This is a genomic window from Enterococcus gallinarum NBRC 100675, from assembly GCF_001544275.1.
Taxonomy (GTDB): domain Bacteria; phylum Bacillota; class Bacilli; order Lactobacillales; family Enterococcaceae; genus Enterococcus_D; species Enterococcus_D gallinarum.
Genome location: NZ_BCQE01000025.1, coordinates 17,089 through 34,884 on the forward strand (window position 1 = coordinate 17,089; position 17,796 = coordinate 34,884).

Genomic DNA, 17,796 nt, shown 5'->3' on the forward strand with positions numbered 1-17,796 from the left:
GCGGTCCACTGACGACCCCCACTTTTCAGGTCACTTATCTAGGGCCTTGATTTTGTGATGCACCGAATCGAACAAAACGATAAACTACTGCATTAGCAGATAAAGGAGAATTTGTATGATTTACAAAGTTTACTATCAAGAAACAAAAGACCGCAACCCAAAAAGAGAACAAACCCATTCCCTGTACATTGACGCAGAAAGCGCGGTTGCTGCACGCCGTACAGTCGAACAAAACACCCCATATAACATCGAGTTTATTCAAGAACTTGATGAAAAACATCTTGCGTATGAAAAAGAGAACGCTGATTTCAAATTAGCGGAGTTTTAATAATGAAAGTTTCTCTAAAAAATAATGAAACTGGCGTATTCGGCGTCGGCGGACTAGGCGAGATCGGAAAAAACTGTTATGGGGTTCAATTCCAAGACGAGATCATCTTGATTGATGCCGGGATCAAATTCCCGGAAGATGAACTACTTGGAATCGACTATGTGATTTCCGATTATAGCTACATTGTCCAAAACATCACGAAAGTCAAAGGGTTAGTCATCACTCATGGTCATGAAGATCATATTGGTGGTATTCCTTACCTTCTGCGTGAAGCAAATATCCCAATCTATGCTGGTCCATTAGCATTGGCTTTGATTACCAACAAGTTGGATGAACACGGGTTACTGCGAGATGCTACATTACATGAGATCAATGAAGATACCGTGATTCGCTTCCGCAAAACATCGGTCAGCTTTTTCCGAACGACCCACAGTATTCCTGATGCGCTAGGCGTTGTGGTGAAAACACCTTCGGGAAATATCGTAGCAACTGGTGACTTTAAGTTCGATTTCACACCCGTGGGCGAACCAGCAAACCTACACAAAATGGCCAGAATCGGAGAAGAAGGTGTGCTATGCCTCCTTTCTGACAGTACCAATGCTGAGATTCCGACCTTTACCAAGTCAGAAAAAACGATTGGTAGTTCGATCCGCAAGATTTTCGAAAAAATCGAAGGCCGGATCATCTTTGCCAGCTTCGCTTCCAATATTTTCCGTTTGCAACAAGCAGCAGATGCTGCGGTTGCCACAGGTCGTAAGATCGCTGTCTTCGGTCGAAGTATGGAAAATGCGATCGTTAATGGGCAGCGCTTAGGTTATATCAAAGTCCCTGACGGTACATTTGTCGAATCTCATGAGATCAATCGCTTACCAGCTAATGAAACCATGATCCTATGTACTGGCTCTCAAGGGGAACCAATGGCAGCCCTTAGTCGGATCGCCAATGGTACTCATCGACAAATTCAGATCCATCCAGACGATACGGTCATTTTCTCTAGTTCACCGATCCCTGGAAATACGACTAGTGTCAACCACTTGATCAACTTGCTGTTAGAAGCAGGTGCACATGTGATCCACGGGAAATTGAATAATATCCATACCTCGGGACATGGTGGTCAAGAAGAACAAAAATTGATGCTTCGTTTGATGAAGCCTAAGTTCTTTATGCCGGTCCATGGAGAGTTCAGAATGTTGAATATCCATACCCAACTGGCACAAGATGTCGGCGTTCCAAAAGAGAACTGTTTTATTATGGAAAACGGTGATATGCTGGCGTTAACTGCAGATTCTGCTCGTCGAGCAGGTCATTTCAATGCGGGTGATGTCTATGTTGATGGTAGTGGAATTGGCGACATCGGTAACGTTGTCTTACGAGACCGTCGTATCTTATCAGAAGAAGGCTTAGTGCTAGCCGTAGCCACCGTCGACTTGACGAAAAAAGAAGTCTTAGCAGGACCAGACATTCTTTCCCGCGGATTCGTCTATATGCGGGAATCTGGCGAGATGATCAATGAAGCACAACAGATCCTGTTCCGTGCCCTCAGAGAAGTCTTGAACCAGCCAGATCCTAGCGAACATAAAATGCGAGAAGCCATGTCAGCTGCTTTGCAACCCTTCTTATTTGAAAAAACAGAACGTCACCCAATGATTCTTTCGATGATCATGACACCTGACGACCACTAACAAAAAAACTCGACCAAACCCTCAATGGAAGTGGTCGAGTTTTTTATTTTTCATCCTACTGACTTCCTTAGGTTTAAGACTCTCTTCTTTCGAAATTGGACGCAGGATTATCGGTACTGTCTCTTGCCACAGCTATTTAAAACTACTTTGGAAACTTAGCTATATTGGAGGCTATATTAAAAACTGTCTTAAAAACGATCTAAGAAGTGATCTCACCGATACATCTCTTCAGGAGAACTATCTACTTTTCGCTAAGCACCAGTTTAATGGTTTTAACTTCATATGGATGCAATGAAAATGCGATCGGCTCCGCTTTTAACTCTTCGCTAGCTTCTTCCATCATGTTCGTCTCTTGCCAGCGAATTTTGCCAGTTCCATGACAGTGAATGGTGACGTCGCGATCGCTCCCTAAATGGTCATAGCAACGCAAAATCCACCCGCTTTGATCTTCCGCTAACTTCAATGCGTCGATTATCAAACTTTCATCAGCCTCGATTTCAAGAGGAATACTTGCAATCTCTGTTTGAAGTTGACTCAATGGTGCATTGATCTCCCAAGCTTCTTCCATCACCTGACCAGTTGCAAAATCTCCTTGATGCGGAAATAGGCTGTAGGTAAGCGTGTGGGAACCAAGATCTGCCTGAGGATCCGGGTATGTTGCTCCTTTTAATAAAGATAATCGCAGCTGATTGCCTTTGATATCGTAGCCGTATTTGCAGTCGTTCAAAAGGGCCACCCCGTAATCCATTTGTGCAACATCCGCCCACTGATGACCTACTGTCTCAAATTTGGCGATATCCCAGCTCGTGTTCCAGTGAGTTGGACGCTTCACATTCCCATGCTGAATATCAAAAATAGCTTCTGTCGCGCGAATATTGACATCAAATTTCACTTTCAACAATTGCTGGCGTTCTTGCCAATCCACCGTGGTAACAAAATCAATTCGCTTCGTATGAGCATAGAAATAGATTTTTTGTAAAATAGTTGACTGCCCAAAAGTGACTTGCTGTTCTAAGACAGTAAACAAAGGATTGTTCTCGATGACTTGAATGCCTGCACTGCTTAGCTCCGTGCCTTTTTCTTGATAAAAAAGATCGATATCCCACGCATCGAAATTCAATGGTTTGTCTTCAAATAATTGAAAGACATTCCCTGTCCCAGCAAGCACTTCTCGTTGTGCGGTTTTGTCATAGATCTGGGTCAAATGCCCCGCCTCATTCCATCGGACTTGATAAAACGGAGTCTCGAGTCGGTCTTTTTCACTAACGGACACTGCTTCCAATGGCAACGCACAGATACAATCCGGCAAAAGACTCGCTTGGAATGCTGGCAAATGTACCAGAGCGTAACAGGAACCGTCGAAGAAAACTTGCTGCTGTTCAGGTACCGTGCCCGGTGCTACTGCAATGATGCTTGTTCGCTGCCAAGCGGCTGTATTGATGATACGTAATTGTTGTTCTTCTGTCTCAAGAGCAGTTGTCAGAGCATGAAGCTGCTTTTGACAAGCAAGTGCTTCGTTCCGATAATCTTGATAGACTTCTTTGATGGAAGAGCCCGGGATAATGTCATGAAATTGATTCTTCAAGACGCTTTTCCAAAGCTTTTCGAATACTGCAGCAGGATAAGCCGTTCCTGCTGTCATAGACTGAAGACTGTACAAACATTCAAGTTCCCGCAAGCGTATTTCAAACCAGCGATTCATTTTCTTGATAAAGGCCTGCGAAGTATAGGTACCGCGATGGTACTCCAAATACAGTTCCCCATCCCAGATTGGTAGATCGTTCGAATTTTGGTCGACAGTTTCATGTAACTCTTCAAAAAAGTCAGCAGCCCGACCCGTTTTAAGCATCGGTAATCCCGGAATTTCAGCCATCTTTCTGCGGTTTTCCAACATTTCTCGGGTGACACCACCGCCGCCATCTCCATGTCCATAGGAAATCAATAGATGTTGATTCAATGCTTTATTTTGATAGCTGCGATATACTCCTAAAACCGTCTCCGGGGTCAGCAACCCATTATACGTGTAAAACCAATTGGATTTTTCTGTCCAGCTGCCACCACCTGGAACGGGTGTCGTGATGAAATGCGTCAAAATTTCAGAGCCATCGATCCCCTTCCATAGAAAGGTGTCGTTTGGCATGCGATTGTATTGATTCCAACTTATTTTCGTCGTCATAAAGGTATTGATTCCACTTTTTTTCAGAATCTGCGGCAACGCCCATGAATACCCAAAAACATCCGGCAGCCAGAGATAGGTGCTTTCCCGCCCGAATTCCTCGCGAATAAACTTTTTTCCGTAGAGAATCTGGCGAATAAGGGATTCGCCACTAGGCAGATTACAATCTGCTTCGACCCACATGGCGCCATCAACTTCCCAGCGGCCTTCTGCGATTCGTTGTTTGATTTGCACATACAATTCAGGATAGTCCTCTTTGATATATTGGTAAATTTGCGGCTGAGTTTGAAGGAACACATATTCTGGGTATTCTTTCATCAATTTCAAGACTGTAGAAAAGCTGCGGGCCGCCTTTTCACGCGTGTGCTTCAACTGCCAAAGCCACGCAAGATCAATGTGGGTGTGTCCAATCGCTGTGACTTGAACCAAGTCACTTTTGGGAAGTGCTTGCAGCGCCTCTTTTAGAAAAAGATGTGCTTCCCGCAAACTATCATAAAACTGCGGTGATCCTTTTTCTCGCCAATCGATCCGTTGAAACGAACCATTCAACATCTTGAGCAGCCGAACCTTCCGGTCATGATCCTCTGCTAATTGCTGGATCGTTTCTAAAATCATTTTAGAAAGATAAAAATAATCGTTGGCTTCTTCATCCAAACAACCGATAAATGCAGCTTTCAGTTCATGAATCAGCTGTCGTTCCTCGCCACCGCCTTCTAATCCAGACCATAGCTTCAGCGCAACGATCACTTCTTTTCCTAAATTTGCAGGTTCTAATAGAAATTCTTTGTGGTTGGCGTCGATTCCCTGAACAGGGACACCATCAATAAATAAAAGTGATTCAAAACCAGAGTTATTGCCGCCACCAGTTTTTCCAAAATCAAAAAACAATATATTCATCTTCGGGGGAATGGTGACTTTCGCTTGAAGCCATAAATAGCGATCCCTTCCTTGCCACGTTTCCCCTATGTGCATGACTTGTTCAGTCGAAAAGAGTGGCGGATATTTCTGACACTTTGTCTGATCCTCTGTGACAAACCATTGCTGGATCTGACGCTTGTTTCGATACCTCAATGCCTCGATTTCTTGAATGCGGCGCTTGATTTTTGCTTCTTGCATAAAATAATCCATTTTGTTCTGCTCCTTTGGCATTCACTTGGTTTTCCTACTGCTTATTCGCCCTTAAGTTAGTCTTGATTAAAGCGTTCAAATTGTTGCCGACGGATCTCCAATAAGCGTTGAGCACCGATACGATCCAATTGCTGCACATAGTTGGTCCAATCCTTTTCAAAATTCCATTCACCTGTAATGAACTTTACCCGCGATTGTTCCACATGGGTTGAGATATCTGTAACGATCGTTGACAATTCTGCTGCTTCTGCTTCGGTTGCCATAAATGTCGGCAGCATGTATTCCGGCATATATTCTTCTTTGACATCATCATAGACAGCCGGTTCTTTGCCAAACGCTCGATCTCTGATTTCTTGATCCAATTCCGCATAAGGGAAATAGCCTCCATACACATTATCGACCCACTGGAAAGCACCGAGTTGCGGCCCGTTTTGATAGTTTAAGATTTCGTCAATATAGACCATGTGCCCATCTTCGTCAACTTCATAGGTCACTCCTTCTTCTCCTAAATAAGCAAAAATCTGCCCTTCAGGACTATAGAAGTAATCCACCCACTCAAGAAGTAATCCTGGATCTGCTGCATCCTTCGTAATGATAAATGCTGAAGTACCAGAAACAGGCGGTTCCGTATAAAGTGTCTTGTCGCCATAAGGTCCTTCAATGACATTGATCGGCGTATACGTTTCTGGTCCAAATGGGCCAATGAAATCAGGATCGACCCACTGGAAGAGACCAACTTTGTCTTGGGCAGCATCCGCTCGCCATTTGTCATCATCCACGCCGGCAAAGGATTGTTTTGCAACTAATCCTTCTGCATACAACTCTCTTAGGTACATCCAGACTTCCCGCATCCGTTCATGGTTGATGGTCAACTGTAATTGCCCCGCTTCATCCACAAACAGCATATTCCCCATCGCCTGTCTGCCGCCTGTCCCCAATCCATAGGAAGCCATGAAGACCTTTTCCAGTCCGCCGGCTAACCAGCCACTTGGCATATAATACCCTTCTCGTCCTTCCCCGCTCGCTACAAAAGCAGCTAGAACCTCTTTCAGTTCATCTGTTGTACGAGGCACATCCAAGGACAATTCATCCAGCCAATTTTGATTGATATACAGTCGAACCGTTCGCCCGCCGCTCATTGGATCCAAAGACATATACGGCAGCGAGTACATATGACCATCCGGTGCTGTTAACGTCTTTTTGACAATCGGATTTTCATCTAAGATTTTTTGCAGATTCGGTGCATGTTCGGCAATCAGATCTTCTAATGGAATGAACAATCCTTGCTGTCCGTATTTCACGATCTCATCATTGCTCCAGCCGGTCTGATAAAAGGCATCAGGCAGCTTTCCTGATAGAATCAAATTCTTCTTTTCCCCAAACTCTTTTACTTCTTCCCACTGTACTTTGACTCCAGACTTCTTCTCGTACTCTTGCCACATCCACAGGTCTTCGCTTTTCGGCCTCACGTCTGTAAAATCATTCCTCATTAAATGAATCGACTTTACGTCATCTGCTACTTTTTCACTTGGACTAGATTGGCAAGCCGACAACAGCCAGACGAAGGACAACAAAAACAATAGCACTCCTTTTTTCATACAGTTCTCTCCTTTTTATACAATCGAACAACGGGCGACATCAAAAATAGACTCCTTTCATTTTGTTAAATTTATTGAAAAACAAGAAACCTATCCCATAAGCAGGCAATCCGATCCCTAAACAGATCCCTAAAAATGGATAGTAACAATAAAGAAGACTAACCAATCCAAGAAGTCCCATACTTATTAACAGCTGAACGGGACAAATGAACACAAACAGTAACGGCTGTAACCAACGATGGACTTTGTCTAATGAAAAATAAGCATGCACAGGGAAAAATGTGATCGCCAGCAATAAAATAATCAGGAGATTCGTCCGCATCGTAAACTCAAACAAGAAATTGGTGGGATAATCACTCGCTAATGTGTGATGAACCCCAATAACAAAACCAGTCAGAACAATAGCCGCAACATGAAACCAGCGATTTTTTTGTTTGTTGTGCCGATATTGATCTGAAAAAATTTCTTTGAGAGGAGCTTCATTTTTCTGCAGAATCCTTTTTCGAATGCAATCGTAGACAGTAATCGTTGCCGGTATCAGACTAAACAGCACACCGCCCAGAAGCATGTAGCGCCACCAATACACATTCAAAAGCATCATATCGTACACTAATTCACAAAATGCAGCGATCGCTTTTAGCATCGAAACACCTCCTCATCCCTTGATGGATCCTACTAGGATGCCTTTTTCAAAGTATTTGGCTACCACAGGATAAAATAGGAGCACAGGCAGACTTGAAACGATCACTACGCTGTATTTGAGGGTCATTTTCAGCATAAGCAGTTCGGATTCCGCACTACCGGCAATGATTTGGTTCATATCTTGGCCAAACTGTCCCTGAACCAGTATTTCTCGCAGAATAATCTGCAGAGGATACTTGGCACGATCCTGTAAATAAATCAACGCGTCAAAGTAGGCATTCCAGCGACCGACACCATAGAACATTGCCATCACTGCGATGATCGGGGTAGCCAGAGGCAAGACGACTTTCCATAATAACCATAAATCGTTGGCACCATCGATATAAGCGCTTTCAATCAAATCATTAGGAATATTTTGACTGAAATACGTACGCATCAAAATCATATTATAAACACCCAACGCTCCAGGCAAGATCATGACCCAAAGTGTGTTAACGATCCCTAACTGCTGATTGACTAAATAAGTGGGGATCAACCCTCCGCTAAAAAACATTGTAATCGTAAAAAATAAAGTAAAGAAACGCTTGCCTCGTAAGCCGGAACGAGACAATGGGTAGGCAGCAATCGTCGTGACGATTAAGTTGATCACTGTCCCTAAACCCGTGTAGATCACTGCGTTGCGAAAACCCGTCCAGATATCACTGCTCTTGAGCACTTCCTTGTACCCTTCAACATTTAATCCACGGGGATACAAAAGCAACGGGACCTCATAGATCCTAGTGGGATCACTGAAGGAAGCATTGACCACAAAGATAAGCGGATATAAGATAATCAGGGCAATCAGACTGACCAGTAAGATATTGATAGTATTAAACAGTTTATCCCCTTTCGTTGCTGATACTTTCATTCGTTTTCCTCCTACCAAAGACTCGATTCATTTGTCTTTTGTGCTAGTTTATTAACAATAAATAAAACAATAAAATTAATCACGTTATTAAAAAGACCGACTGCAGCAGAGAAACTATACTCCCCATTTATGATCCCCATTTTATAGGTATATGTCGAAAGCACCTCAGAGGAAGCGAGATTCGCAGCGTTCTGTAAGAGAAAAGTCTTCTCAAAGCCCACGGATAAAATGCTTCCTGTCGCCAATATCGTGGAGATCACGATGGTCGGCATGATGGAAGGAATCGTGATATGACGAATACATTGCAAGCGAGAGGCACCATCCAAGTAAGCGGCTTCATATTGATCGGGAGAGATCCCGGACATCGCTGCCGTATAAATCAACGTTCCCCACCCCACACCTTGCCAGACACCCGACCACACATAGATATGCGGAAACCATTTAGGACTTCCGAGAAAATCGATCGATGGAAACCCAAATGTATTCAGCAACATATTAATCATGCCATCTTGACTTGAAAAAAAGAATTGAACCATCCCGATCACGACAACCACCGAAATAAAATTTGGGATGTATGAAATCGTTTGAGCGGTTGATTTGAACCATTTCCGATTCAATTCATTGAATAATAACGCCAAAATGATCGGTAATGGTACACTGACCAACAAACTGTAAAGACTCAAGCGCAAGGTATTAACAATGATCTCGAGAAAAAAATAGGAAGCAAAAAAACGCTCAAAGTGCTTCAATCCCACCCAAGGGCTACCTAAGATCCCAAATGCGGGAGAATAATCTTTGAATGCGATAATCACGCCATACATTGGCCAATAATTCCAGATCACGACAAAAATAACTGGAATGATCAGCATGACGTAGAGCCACTTGTGTTTCTTTAAATCTTTTTTTAGATCCTGGAAATTTCTTTTGTTTTTACCCAGATAGCCGCTTTTTGCAACTGTACCTTTTACAGGCATCTTGAGTCCCCTCCTCCATTTAACTAGGTTTGTCTTTTTGTGTCGTTATGTTACCTTCGATGCTAAAAAAATACGTCCAATCAAATTGGAGCACTTTACCGATCCGCTTCGCTACTTCTACACTTGGTCGGCGTTTTCCTCGTTCAATCATATTGTAATATGTTCGCTCAATTTCGGATTCCTTAGCTACTTGATCCTGAGTGAGTCCATTTTTTTCACGTTGCCTAATGAGCCACTCCCGCATACAGTTCCCTCCTTCTTCGGAATGTAACGTTTCGACACACACTCATTATATGTTTCCTTATGACACTTGTCAACGACATTTAGTAACAAATAGACACCAACCGACTCTTTTTTTCTAAGTAACGGTGTGTTACTATCACGAGAGAGGCAGGTGTCATTATGTTTCCGCAAATCATAAAAAAATTACGTCTGGAAAAGAAGTTAACTCAGCAAGAAGTGGCAGACAAAATCGGGATCACACGTCCAGCTTATACTGCCTATGAATCAGGAAAAAGAGAGCCCGACTTTAGCATGCTGCAAGTGTTAGCCGATCTATTTGGTGTGTCGACCGACTATCTCTTAGGCCGATCTGATAAGAGACACCTCTATCCTAAAGTAGAAAGTGACTTGATCAGTTCCCATGTCGATGAATCAATCTCAGAAGAAGGAATCAAAGAAATCCTCACGTTCATTGATTTTGTCAAAGAACGCGAGCAAAAAAAAAAGACCATCTGAATGATGGTCTTTTTTGACTGTGCCTTCACTAATCCCATGAATGCAGTCTTGTAAATAAGCTTACGCTTTGTTTACGTTTACTGCTTGAGGTCCACGATCTGATTCTTCAACATCAAAAGTCACTGCTTGGCCTTCTTCTAAAGTCTTGAAGCCTTCACCTTGGATTGCTGAGAAATGTACAAATACGTCTGTACCGTCTTCACGTGAAATGAAGCCAAATCCTTTTTCAGCATTGAACCATTTAACTGTACCTTGTTCCATTATAAAAAACCTCCTCGTGCATAAGCACTTAATTATGTGTAACATTGCTCGTGTCCGATAGAGGTGTAACAAGCGTTTCAACATCTATTCAGCAAACAAAATTACACTAATATTTTACACTTGCTACTATTTTTTTGCAAGGTAGACGATCAGCCTTCCCAGAGTCCTTCTTCTCGCAAGCTGATATATGAATTATTACCGATAATCAAGTGGTCCAGCAAGTCGATACCCATCAATTCCCCACACTTCATCAATCGTTTGGTAAAGGTAATATCCGCCTGCGAAGGTTGGGGACTGCCGCTGGGATGATTGTGCACGCAGATCACTCGGGCGGCACAGCAACGAACTGCTCCGTGATAAATTTCTCTAGGATGAGCAATCGACTGATTGAGACTGCCGATGAATAACGTCTTTTTTTGGATGATCTCATTTTTGGTATTTAGGTAGAGACACAGCAAATGTTCTTGCTGGTAATCTTTTAATTCCTCCATCATCTGATTGGCAATATCCACACTGGAATGAACTCTGCCATATTTTGGCTGTGCTGCTCGTTGGATGCGGGCGCCAAGTTCTACGGTAGCTTTGAGTTCGATCGCTTTGATCTGGCCTACCCCACGAATGGCCTGCAGTTCGTCCAATGTCACGTGCTTTAGCTCATACAAGTCTTCAAACTCGTTGAGGATCTGACCAGCTAGTTCGATGACATTGAAAGGATGAGAACCCGTTCGTAAAAGAATCGCTAACAATTCTTGATTGGATAAAGCTTCAGCGCCATAATGCAATAGTCGTTCCCGAGGATAGGAACTTTGAGGAATTCCATTGTCTTTCATAAAAAAAACTCCTTTGCGTTAGTCTAAAATAAAACTACGCAAAAGAGTTCATGGTTGATGCGACACTACCAAGTATAGGCCTGCTCAAAATAATCCGGCACTTCTACCAGTGAAGGCAAGATATGCAGCACTTTTTCTTCGATCACTGACGTCGGAGCAACCAGATCAGGTACCATGATCACCGGAATGCCAGCTGCATGCGCAGCATGAATACCGTTAGCGGAATCTTCAAGAATGACTAATTGATTTTTCGGAACCCCTAAGCGATTATGGGCTTTTTCGAAAATTTCAGGATCCGGTTTCGCCCGCACAACATCATCGAAACAAACGATTTCTGGAAATTCTTGCGTCAGACCTGCGGAATCCAGCAATGTATCGATGACTCGTCGTTGGTTGCTAGAAGCAAGGATCCGCGGAATCCCTTTTTCATCCAAATAGCGCAGCAAGTCATGGACCCCCGGTTTTAATGCTGCTTGACCTTGCTCAAAGAGCAGCAGAGTTTGATCAAAAGCGGCTTGGATGAAACGATCAACAGTCTCTGGACCGAAGGCCGCATCATATCGTTCATGATAAGCCGCCCAGACTTCTTCATCTGAAACACCAACGTATGCTAGATAGACATCTTTTGTATAGGGGATCTCCATCTGATCGGCCACGATCTGTGTTGCCTGATAGTAAAGAAGCTCCGTATCAAAAATCAGTCCGTCCATATCAAAAATCACACCATATAATTCAGCCATTTCTTCCTCCCATTCCCAACAAAAGTTCCCGAACTTCTGATACAAAATAAAGCGAACCAGTGATCAGAAGCAAGTCTTCATTGGTCATTTTTTCTAATAATTCTGCTAAGCCAAACTGCCATAGTGAAACGATCGAGATGCGCGCTTCATTCAATTGCTGGTAATCATCACTTAAATGGATCGCTTTTGGAAAATCAAATGTGGTCAAATAGATTTCAGCTTTCGGGATCGTTAACAGCTGTTGCAGCATCTCATCGACATTTTTTGTCTCCAATGCTGAAAACAAGATATGGATGCGATAGTTGGTGAATTCTTCTCTAACTGTCTCAACCAAGCGTTCCATGGCGTGCGTGTTATGCGCACCATCTATAATGATCAGCGGTTCATTGCTGATTTTCTCCATTCGCGCGGGCCAATAAGCTTTCTTTAAGCCATTGCGGACTACTTTTTCCGAAAATGGCAGTTTTTTTAACTCACAGAATAAATAATATAATTGAATAGCGACACCGGCGTTTTCTGGTTGGTGTCGACCAATCATCGGCGTTTTCAGTCCTTTGATTTTTCCGCGGTCATTCTCAAAATCGAACCACTCTCCCCAGATTTCATCCGGACGATGATACGTGACTCGATAGTCTTCTCCCAAGTGGGATACAGGAGCCTCAGATTCTGCAGCTTCAAGGTCGATTACGGATAGCGCACTTTCAGGGATCTTCCCAGTCACTAGTGGCACCTTGGGTTTGATGATCCCGGCTTTATGGGCAGCAATGGCCTCAATCGTGTCACCAAGCATATCCATATGGTCCATTCCAATAGTCGTGATGGCCGTCAAGATTGGTGTGATCACATTTGTACTATCCAAACGGCCGCCTAAGCCAACTTCTATGATAGCCACATCGACTTGTTGCTGGGCAAAGTAGCCGAATGCCAGTGCAGTCAAAATCTCAAATTGGGTGATTCCGGTCAATTCTTCTTCCTGATCCAGTTGCATGACGAGTGGTTGAAGTGTTTCGACCCATTCAATCAGCGAGTCATCTGGTATAAAACGCCCATCAATCTCGATCCGTTCATTGAAAGACTCGATATGGGGCGATGTGAACGTTCCAACTTGCAGCCCACTTTCTTCTAGAAGACTTCGTAAATAGCTGACAGTCGAACCCTTGCCGTTCGTTCCGGCAACATGGATCAATGTCAGATTTTTTTCTGGATTGCCTAATCGTTGTAGCAATGCTTCTACTCGCATCAATCCTGGACGCATCCCGAAGGTCTTTCTTCCGTGGATCCATGCAATTGCTTCTTCACTTGTCATGTTCTTCACCTCAAAATCATTTTAGCAAATCTTCCCTTTTTTTCCTAATTCTACTGCTCTTTCTCTCAGAGCGTTCCCAACAAAAATCGATAGGAAAACTACCCGATCTATAGCGGTTAGGAATTCTTTCCTCTATAGATCGGGTAGCTAGAGATCGGGTAATTAGAGAGTAAATAGTTAGATCGGTAATTTGCAACAGCTAGTGTTCCATAGGAATATCGATGATTAGCTTGCTGCCTCGATTCAATAAATAGATTATTGAATCGTACGCAATTGCTCGATCCGTTCTTGAACTGCTTTTTGTTTATCCAAATAATCGGCTTCTTTCGCTCGCTCTTGCGCCACAACTTCTTCAGGGGCATTGGCAACGAAACGTTCGTTTGCTAATTTCCCTTGCACGCGTTTGACCTCTTGATTGAATTTCGCCAATTCTTTTTCTAAACGGCTGATTTCTTCTTCGATATTGATCAAGCCGGCTAATGGCAAATAGATCGTTGCTCCGGATAAGATAGCTGACATCGCCAATTCCGGTGCTTCCAGTGTATTGGAAATCACTAGCTCTTCTGGATTGCAGAATCGTTCGATAGAGTTTTTGTTGGTGATCAGGAAGCTCTCGATCTCAACATCGTTGGTTTGGATCAGCAATGTAATTGGCTTAGAAAGCGGCGTGTTGACTTCCGCCCGAATGTTGCGGACAGAACGAATCAACTCTTTTAACACTTCCATTCCTTGTGCTGCTTTCTCATCCGACCACTCTGGCTGAACTTCTGGATAAGCAGCTACTACAAGCGAATCGCCTGTATGAGGCAGTTTACTCCAAATTTCTTCTGTGACAAACGGCATGATTGGGTGCAGCAAGCGTAATATTTGATCCAACACATGAACCAAAATGCTCTTATTGACTTGTTTAGCTGCTTCATTTTCACCATATAAGGTTTCTTTGCTCATTTCGATATACCAGTCACAAAAGTCATCCCAAATAAAGTTGTATAACTGGCGACCTGCTTCACCGAATTCAAAACGATCAAACAACTCAGTCACTTTCTCGATCGTTTCATTTAAACGAGTTAAGATCCAACGGTCCGCTACGGATTTCTCGCCAGAAAAATCAATATCTGTCACCGTCATTCCTTCAACATTCATCAAGACAAAACGGGACGCATTCCAAATCTTGTTGATGAAGTTCCAAGCAGCATCCATTTTTTCATAGCTGAAGCGAACATCTTGTCCTGGTGCAGAGCCATTTGATAAGAACCAGCGCAATGCATCGGCGCCATATTTTTCGATGACTTCCATCGGATCGATCCCGTTCCCTAATGACTTACTCATTTTACGTCCCTGTTCATCACGAATCAGTCCATGGATCAGCACATTTTCAAAAGGACGTTTGCCTGTGAATTCCAAGCTTTGGAAAATCATGCGGCTTACCCAGAAAGCAATGATGTCGTAGCCTGTGACTAGCGTGTTGGTTGGGAAATAACGCTGATAATCAGCACTATTTTCATCTGGCCAGCCCATGGTTGAAAATGGCCATAATGCGGAGCTGAACCAAGTATCCAGTACATCAGGATCCTGTGTCCAGTTTTCGGCATCTGCCGGTGCTTCTAAGCCCACATACATTTCACCAGTTTCATTGTGGTACCAAGCAGGAATTTGATGTCCCCACCACAATTGTCGGGAAATAACCCAGTCGTGAATATTTTCCATCCAGCGCAAGAAAGTTTGATTGAAGCGCGGTGGGAAAAACTCGACTGCCTGATCCGTCGATTGGTTGTCGATCGCTTCTTTAGCCAATGGCCCCATTTTGACAAACCATTGCGTAGATAAACGAGGTTCAACAACGACACCGGTTCGTTCTGAATGGCCAACACTGTGAATCATTTTTTCAATCTTTAACAAACGTCCGATATCTTCCAAATCTTTGACGATCGCTTTACGAGCTGCAAAACGATCCATGCCAGCATATTTACCGGCTAAATCATTCATGGTTCCGTCATCGTTCATAACATTGACCCGTGGCAAGTTATGGCGGTTACCGACTTCAAAGTCATTCGGATCATGGGCAGGGGTGATTTTTACTACGCCGGTTCCAAATTCTTGATCCACGTAAGTATCCGCAATGATTGGGATCTCTTTATTAACTAATGGCAAAATAACCTTTTTGCCGATCAATTCTTGGTAGCGTTCATCCTCTGGATGGACAGCGATCGCAGTGTCTCCTAGCATCGTTTCTGGACGAGTGGTGGCAATCTCTACGGTACCAGAACCATCTGCCAGTTCATAAGTCATGTGGTAAAAAGCTCCTTCGATCTCTTTATGGATGACTTCAATATCAGATAAGGCCGTACGTGCTTGCGGATCCCAGTTGATGATATATTCGCCGCGATAGATCAAGTCTTTTTCGTAAAGAGTTACGAAGACTTTACGGACAGCATCTGACAGACCCTCGTCTAATGTGAATCGTTCTCGACTATAGTCAAGAGACAATCCTAGCTTTGCCCACTGCTCACGAATATGGCCTGCATATTCTTCTTTCCATTCCCACACTTGGTCGACAAATTTTTCCCGACCAAGGTCATAGCGGGAGATCCCTTGTTCTCTTAGTTTTTCTTCGACTTTTGCTTGTGTCGCAATTCCAGCGTGATCCATACCTGGTAACCACAATGTATCAAACCCTTGCATCCGTTTTTGGCGAATGATGATATCTTGAAGGGTTGTATCCCACGCATGGCCTAAGTGTAGTTTACCAGTAACATTTGGCGGAGGAATAACGATTGAATAAGGCTTGGCTTTTTGATCACCACTTGGTTTGAATAGATCTTTGGCTAACCATTCCTGGTAGCGTCCCGCTTCGACTTCTTGCGGGTTGTACTTTGTTGATAAGTTATCGGACATTGTTTTACCTCCTACTTTTTTTGATCAGTTCCTTCAAGACCGCTCGGCTTTTGGGAATAAAAAAAGTCCTAAAATGCCGAAGCATTTTAGGACGTAAATACGCGGTACCACCTAAATTGTAGATTTCTCTACCTCTTGGGCGTGAGTTAACGGTCACGAAGCGTTTGATTCTACTGAACAAGGTGTTCCTTGCTGTTCCAATCAAAGACTCACAAGCTACCTTCTCAGATTCCTGCTGAAAACCTTGCACCAATTGGTCTTCTCTCTGTAAAAACAGTCCGTCTGATACTCCTCTTGATCCTCGTCTTCTTTCAATTGATCTTGTTCATTCTACAATGAACTTTTTTGAAAGTCAAACAGCGATTGATCTGGCAGCGGCCAAAGCCGATTGATAGTCCGGTTCTTGAGAGATTTCAGGCACGATCTCTTCGTAGCGGATCACCCCTTTTTCATCTAAGACAAAAATCGCGCGGGCAAAATGTCCAAACTCTGGGATCATAATTTGATAGGTTTCTCCAAACGTATTTTCTGGATCATGCAGCATCAGCATATCGATCCCTTCTTGTCCACACCAATTTGCTTGTTCTTCTTTCGTATTGTTCGAGATTGTCACAAAATTAACCTCATCAATCTTACTTGCTTCTTCATTGAAGCGCTTCGTCTGCAATGCACAGACCCGCGTGTCAATGTCGGGAACAATGCTTAAGATCGTCGGTTTACCTAAGAAATCAGCCAAGCGATAAACTTTGTCATCTAAACTTTTCAGTTCAAATTCTTTGGCTTGATCCCCTACTTTTGGCTGAATGCCTGGTACTTCAAAAATGGTTCCTTTACGTGTTACTTGCATGTCATCTCTCCTATTACAGTTTTCTCCAGTATAGGAGAGAACCCGCGAAAGCCAAAAGATTTTGCTCAAAACCTACGATTTCTGAGAATAGGTATTGTCAAAAAAGATCAACGTCTGTAATTCTGTCGTCAGATCGATGTATTGGATATGAACATTTTTAGGTACATTGACGCGATCAGGGGCAAAATTTAAAATCGCTGTAATGCCAGATTCTACGATCGTATCGATTGCCGCCTGAGAATATTGACTAGGTACTGTCGAGATAGCTACAGTGATTCCTTTCTCCTGAACGATCTCAGCTAGCTGATCCATTCCATAAACATAGTGACCGTCGATGGTCTTACCGATCAATTGCGGATCATTATCAAATACAGCAACGATCGAAAGATTCTCATTGCGGCGAAAGTTGTTATTTGCAAGAGCTTTACCTAGATTGCCAAAGCCCACTAATGCAATGTTCTTTGCTTCGTTCGTTTCTAATATATGGCTAAAAACTTCAATCAAGTAAGGAACTTCATAACCATACCCGCTTCGTCCTAATTCCCCTAAGTGGGAAAAGTCCCGACGAATCGTTGCGGAAGGAACTTGTGTGATCTCAGCAAACTCTTTTGATTTGATTCGATGGACACCTGATGCATCCAAAAATTTTAAATGCCTTAAATAAGCAGGCAGACGTTTCGCTGTTGCTTTAGGAAGTTTTTTTTCTCTTAATGCTTCCATGGTTTCCGTCCTCCTTGTTAAATA

16 protein-coding genes and 1 other annotated feature are annotated in these 17,796 nt (G+C 43.2%); of the genes, 3 read left to right on the top strand and 13 right to left on the bottom strand.

Going from position 1 to position 17,796, the window contains the following annotated elements:
- Positions 1–115 precede the first annotated feature (115 nt).
- On the top strand, positions 116–328 hold the full coding sequence (locus EG2_RS13470) for a DNA-directed RNA polymerase subunit epsilon (RefSeq protein WP_003127351.1): 213 nt from the start codon (positions 116–118) through the stop codon (positions 326–328).
- A gap of 2 nt (positions 329–330) precedes the next feature.
- Complete coding sequence (rnjA, locus tag EG2_RS13475; RefSeq protein ID WP_003127349.1) at positions 331–2,010, top strand: ribonuclease J1; 1,680 nt, start codon at positions 331–333, stop codon at positions 2,008–2,010.
- 241 nt (positions 2,011–2,251) lie between these two features.
- Here the strand turns inward: rnjA and EG2_RS13480 are convergent, their stop codons facing one another.
- The 6 genes from EG2_RS13480 to EG2_RS13505 are packed head-to-tail and all read right to left on the bottom strand — an operon-like array spanning position 2,252 to position 9,679.
- Positions 2,252–5,314: an alpha-mannosidase gene (locus EG2_RS13480; RefSeq protein WP_060815104.1), complete on the bottom strand. Its 3,063-nt coding sequence runs from the start codon at positions 5,312–5,314 to the stop codon at positions 2,252–2,254.
- Between the two features lie 56 nt (positions 5,315–5,370).
- Positions 5,371–6,912, bottom strand: a complete 1,542-nt coding sequence (locus tag EG2_RS13485) for an extracellular solute-binding protein (protein WP_003127347.1) — start codon at positions 6,910–6,912, stop codon at positions 5,371–5,373.
- A gap of 40 nt (positions 6,913–6,952) precedes the next feature.
- Complete coding sequence (locus EG2_RS13490) at positions 6,953–7,555, bottom strand: DUF624 domain-containing protein (protein ID WP_003127346.1); 603 nt, start codon at positions 7,553–7,555, stop codon at positions 6,953–6,955.
- Between the two features lie 12 nt (positions 7,556–7,567).
- On the bottom strand, positions 7,568–8,461 hold the full coding sequence (locus EG2_RS13495; protein WP_003127345.1) for a carbohydrate ABC transporter permease: 894 nt from the start codon (positions 8,459–8,461) through the stop codon (positions 7,568–7,570).
- 11 nt (positions 8,462–8,472) lie between these two features.
- Positions 8,473–9,435, bottom strand: a complete 963-nt coding sequence (locus EG2_RS13500; protein ID WP_005471608.1) for an ABC transporter permease — start codon at positions 9,433–9,435, stop codon at positions 8,473–8,475.
- Positions 9,436–9,454: 19 nt separating this feature from the next.
- On the bottom strand, positions 9,455–9,679 hold the full coding sequence (locus EG2_RS13505; RefSeq protein ID WP_003127343.1) for a helix-turn-helix transcriptional regulator: 225 nt from the start codon (positions 9,677–9,679) through the stop codon (positions 9,455–9,457).
- Between the two features lie 158 nt (positions 9,680–9,837).
- Here EG2_RS13505 and EG2_RS13510 point away from each other — a divergent pair, with 158 nt between their 5' ends.
- Positions 9,838–10,173 (top strand): helix-turn-helix domain-containing protein, encoded by a 336-nt coding sequence (locus EG2_RS13510; RefSeq protein WP_060815105.1) that lies wholly within the window; start codon positions 9,838–9,840, stop codon positions 10,171–10,173.
- Positions 10,174–10,233: 60 nt separating this feature from the next.
- On the opposite strand, the gene EG2_RS13515 is transcribed toward EG2_RS13510, so the two are convergent.
- From EG2_RS13515 to EG2_RS13545, 7 genes are all read right to left on the bottom strand, one after another.
- Positions 10,234–10,434 carry a cold-shock protein gene (locus EG2_RS13515; RefSeq protein WP_003127340.1) on the bottom strand — a complete coding sequence of 67 codons (201 nt, stop codon included), beginning with the start codon at positions 10,432–10,434 and terminating at the stop codon, positions 10,234–10,236.
- A 149-nt stretch (positions 10,435–10,583) separates the two neighbouring features.
- Positions 10,584–11,264, bottom strand: a complete 681-nt coding sequence (gene radC / locus EG2_RS13520) for a RadC family protein (RefSeq protein WP_003127339.1) — start codon at positions 11,262–11,264, stop codon at positions 10,584–10,586.
- Positions 11,265–11,329: 65 nt separating this feature from the next.
- Entirely contained in the window at positions 11,330–12,004 is a 675-nt protein-coding gene (locus EG2_RS13525; protein WP_060815106.1) for an HAD family hydrolase, read from the bottom strand.
- Positions 11,997–13,310: a bifunctional folylpolyglutamate synthase/dihydrofolate synthase gene (locus EG2_RS13530; RefSeq protein WP_005471605.1), complete on the bottom strand. Its 1,314-nt coding sequence runs from the start codon at positions 13,308–13,310 to the stop codon at positions 11,997–11,999. The genes EG2_RS13525 and EG2_RS13530 overlap by 8 nt, the downstream gene beginning before the upstream one ends.
- A gap of 255 nt (positions 13,311–13,565) precedes the next feature.
- Positions 13,566–16,205 (bottom strand): valine--tRNA ligase, encoded by a 2,640-nt coding sequence (locus EG2_RS13535; RefSeq protein WP_060815107.1) that lies wholly within the window; start codon positions 16,203–16,205, stop codon positions 13,566–13,568.
- An 84-nt stretch (positions 16,206–16,289) separates the two neighbouring features.
- Positions 16,290–16,516, bottom strand: a binding site (T-box leader).
- A 41-nt stretch (positions 16,517–16,557) separates the two neighbouring features.
- Positions 16,558–17,052, bottom strand: coding sequence for a thiol peroxidase (gene tpx / locus EG2_RS13540; RefSeq protein WP_003127335.1), 495 nt, complete (start codon positions 17,050–17,052; stop codon positions 16,558–16,560).
- A 72-nt stretch (positions 17,053–17,124) separates the two neighbouring features.
- Positions 17,125–17,772 carry a redox-sensing transcriptional repressor Rex gene (locus EG2_RS13545; RefSeq protein WP_003127334.1) on the bottom strand — a complete coding sequence of 216 codons (648 nt, stop codon included), beginning with the start codon at positions 17,770–17,772 and terminating at the stop codon, positions 17,125–17,127.
- Positions 17,773–17,796: the final 24 nt, after the last annotated feature.

Coding starts and splice junctions, on each gene's coding strand:
- EG2_RS13470 (WP_003127351.1), top strand. CDS start 116: ATGATTTACAAAGTTTACTATCAAGAAACAAAAGACCGCAACCCAAAA.
- rnjA (WP_003127349.1), top strand. CDS start 331: ATGAAAGTTTCTCTAAAAAATAATGAAACTGGCGTATTCGGCGTCGGC.
- EG2_RS13480 (WP_060815104.1), bottom strand. CDS start 5,314: ATGGATTATTTTATGCAAGAAGCAAAAATCAAGCGCCGCATTCAAGAA.
- EG2_RS13485 (WP_003127347.1), bottom strand. CDS start 6,912: ATGAAAAAAGGAGTGCTATTGTTTTTGTTGTCCTTCGTCTGGCTGTTG.
- EG2_RS13490 (WP_003127346.1), bottom strand. CDS start 7,555: ATGCTAAAAGCGATCGCTGCATTTTGTGAATTAGTGTACGATATGATG.
- EG2_RS13495 (WP_003127345.1), bottom strand. CDS start 8,461: ATGAAAGTATCAGCAACGAAAGGGGATAAACTGTTTAATACTATCAAT.
- EG2_RS13500 (WP_005471608.1), bottom strand. CDS start 9,435: ATGCCTGTAAAAGGTACAGTTGCAAAAAGCGGCTATCTGGGTAAAAAC.
- EG2_RS13505 (WP_003127343.1), bottom strand. CDS start 9,679: ATGCGGGAGTGGCTCATTAGGCAACGTGAAAAAAATGGACTCACTCAG.
- EG2_RS13510 (WP_060815105.1), top strand. CDS start 9,838: ATGTTTCCGCAAATCATAAAAAAATTACGTCTGGAAAAGAAGTTAACT.
- EG2_RS13515 (WP_003127340.1), bottom strand. CDS start 10,434: ATGGAACAAGGTACAGTTAAATGGTTCAATGCTGAAAAAGGATTTGGC.
- radC (WP_003127339.1), bottom strand. CDS start 11,264: ATGAAAGACAATGGAATTCCTCAAAGTTCCTATCCTCGGGAACGACTA.
- EG2_RS13525 (WP_060815106.1), bottom strand. CDS start 12,004: ATGGCTGAATTATATGGTGTGATTTTTGATATGGACGGACTGATTTTT.
- EG2_RS13530 (WP_005471605.1), bottom strand. CDS start 13,310: ATGACAAGTGAAGAAGCAATTGCATGGATCCACGGAAGAAAGACCTTC.
- EG2_RS13535 (WP_060815107.1), bottom strand. CDS start 16,205: ATGTCCGATAACTTATCAACAAAGTACAACCCGCAAGAAGTCGAAGCG.
- tpx (WP_003127335.1), bottom strand. CDS start 17,052: ATGCAAGTAACACGTAAAGGAACCATTTTTGAAGTACCAGGCATTCAG.
- EG2_RS13545 (WP_003127334.1), bottom strand. CDS start 17,772: ATGGAAGCATTAAGAGAAAAAAAACTTCCTAAAGCAACAGCGAAACGT.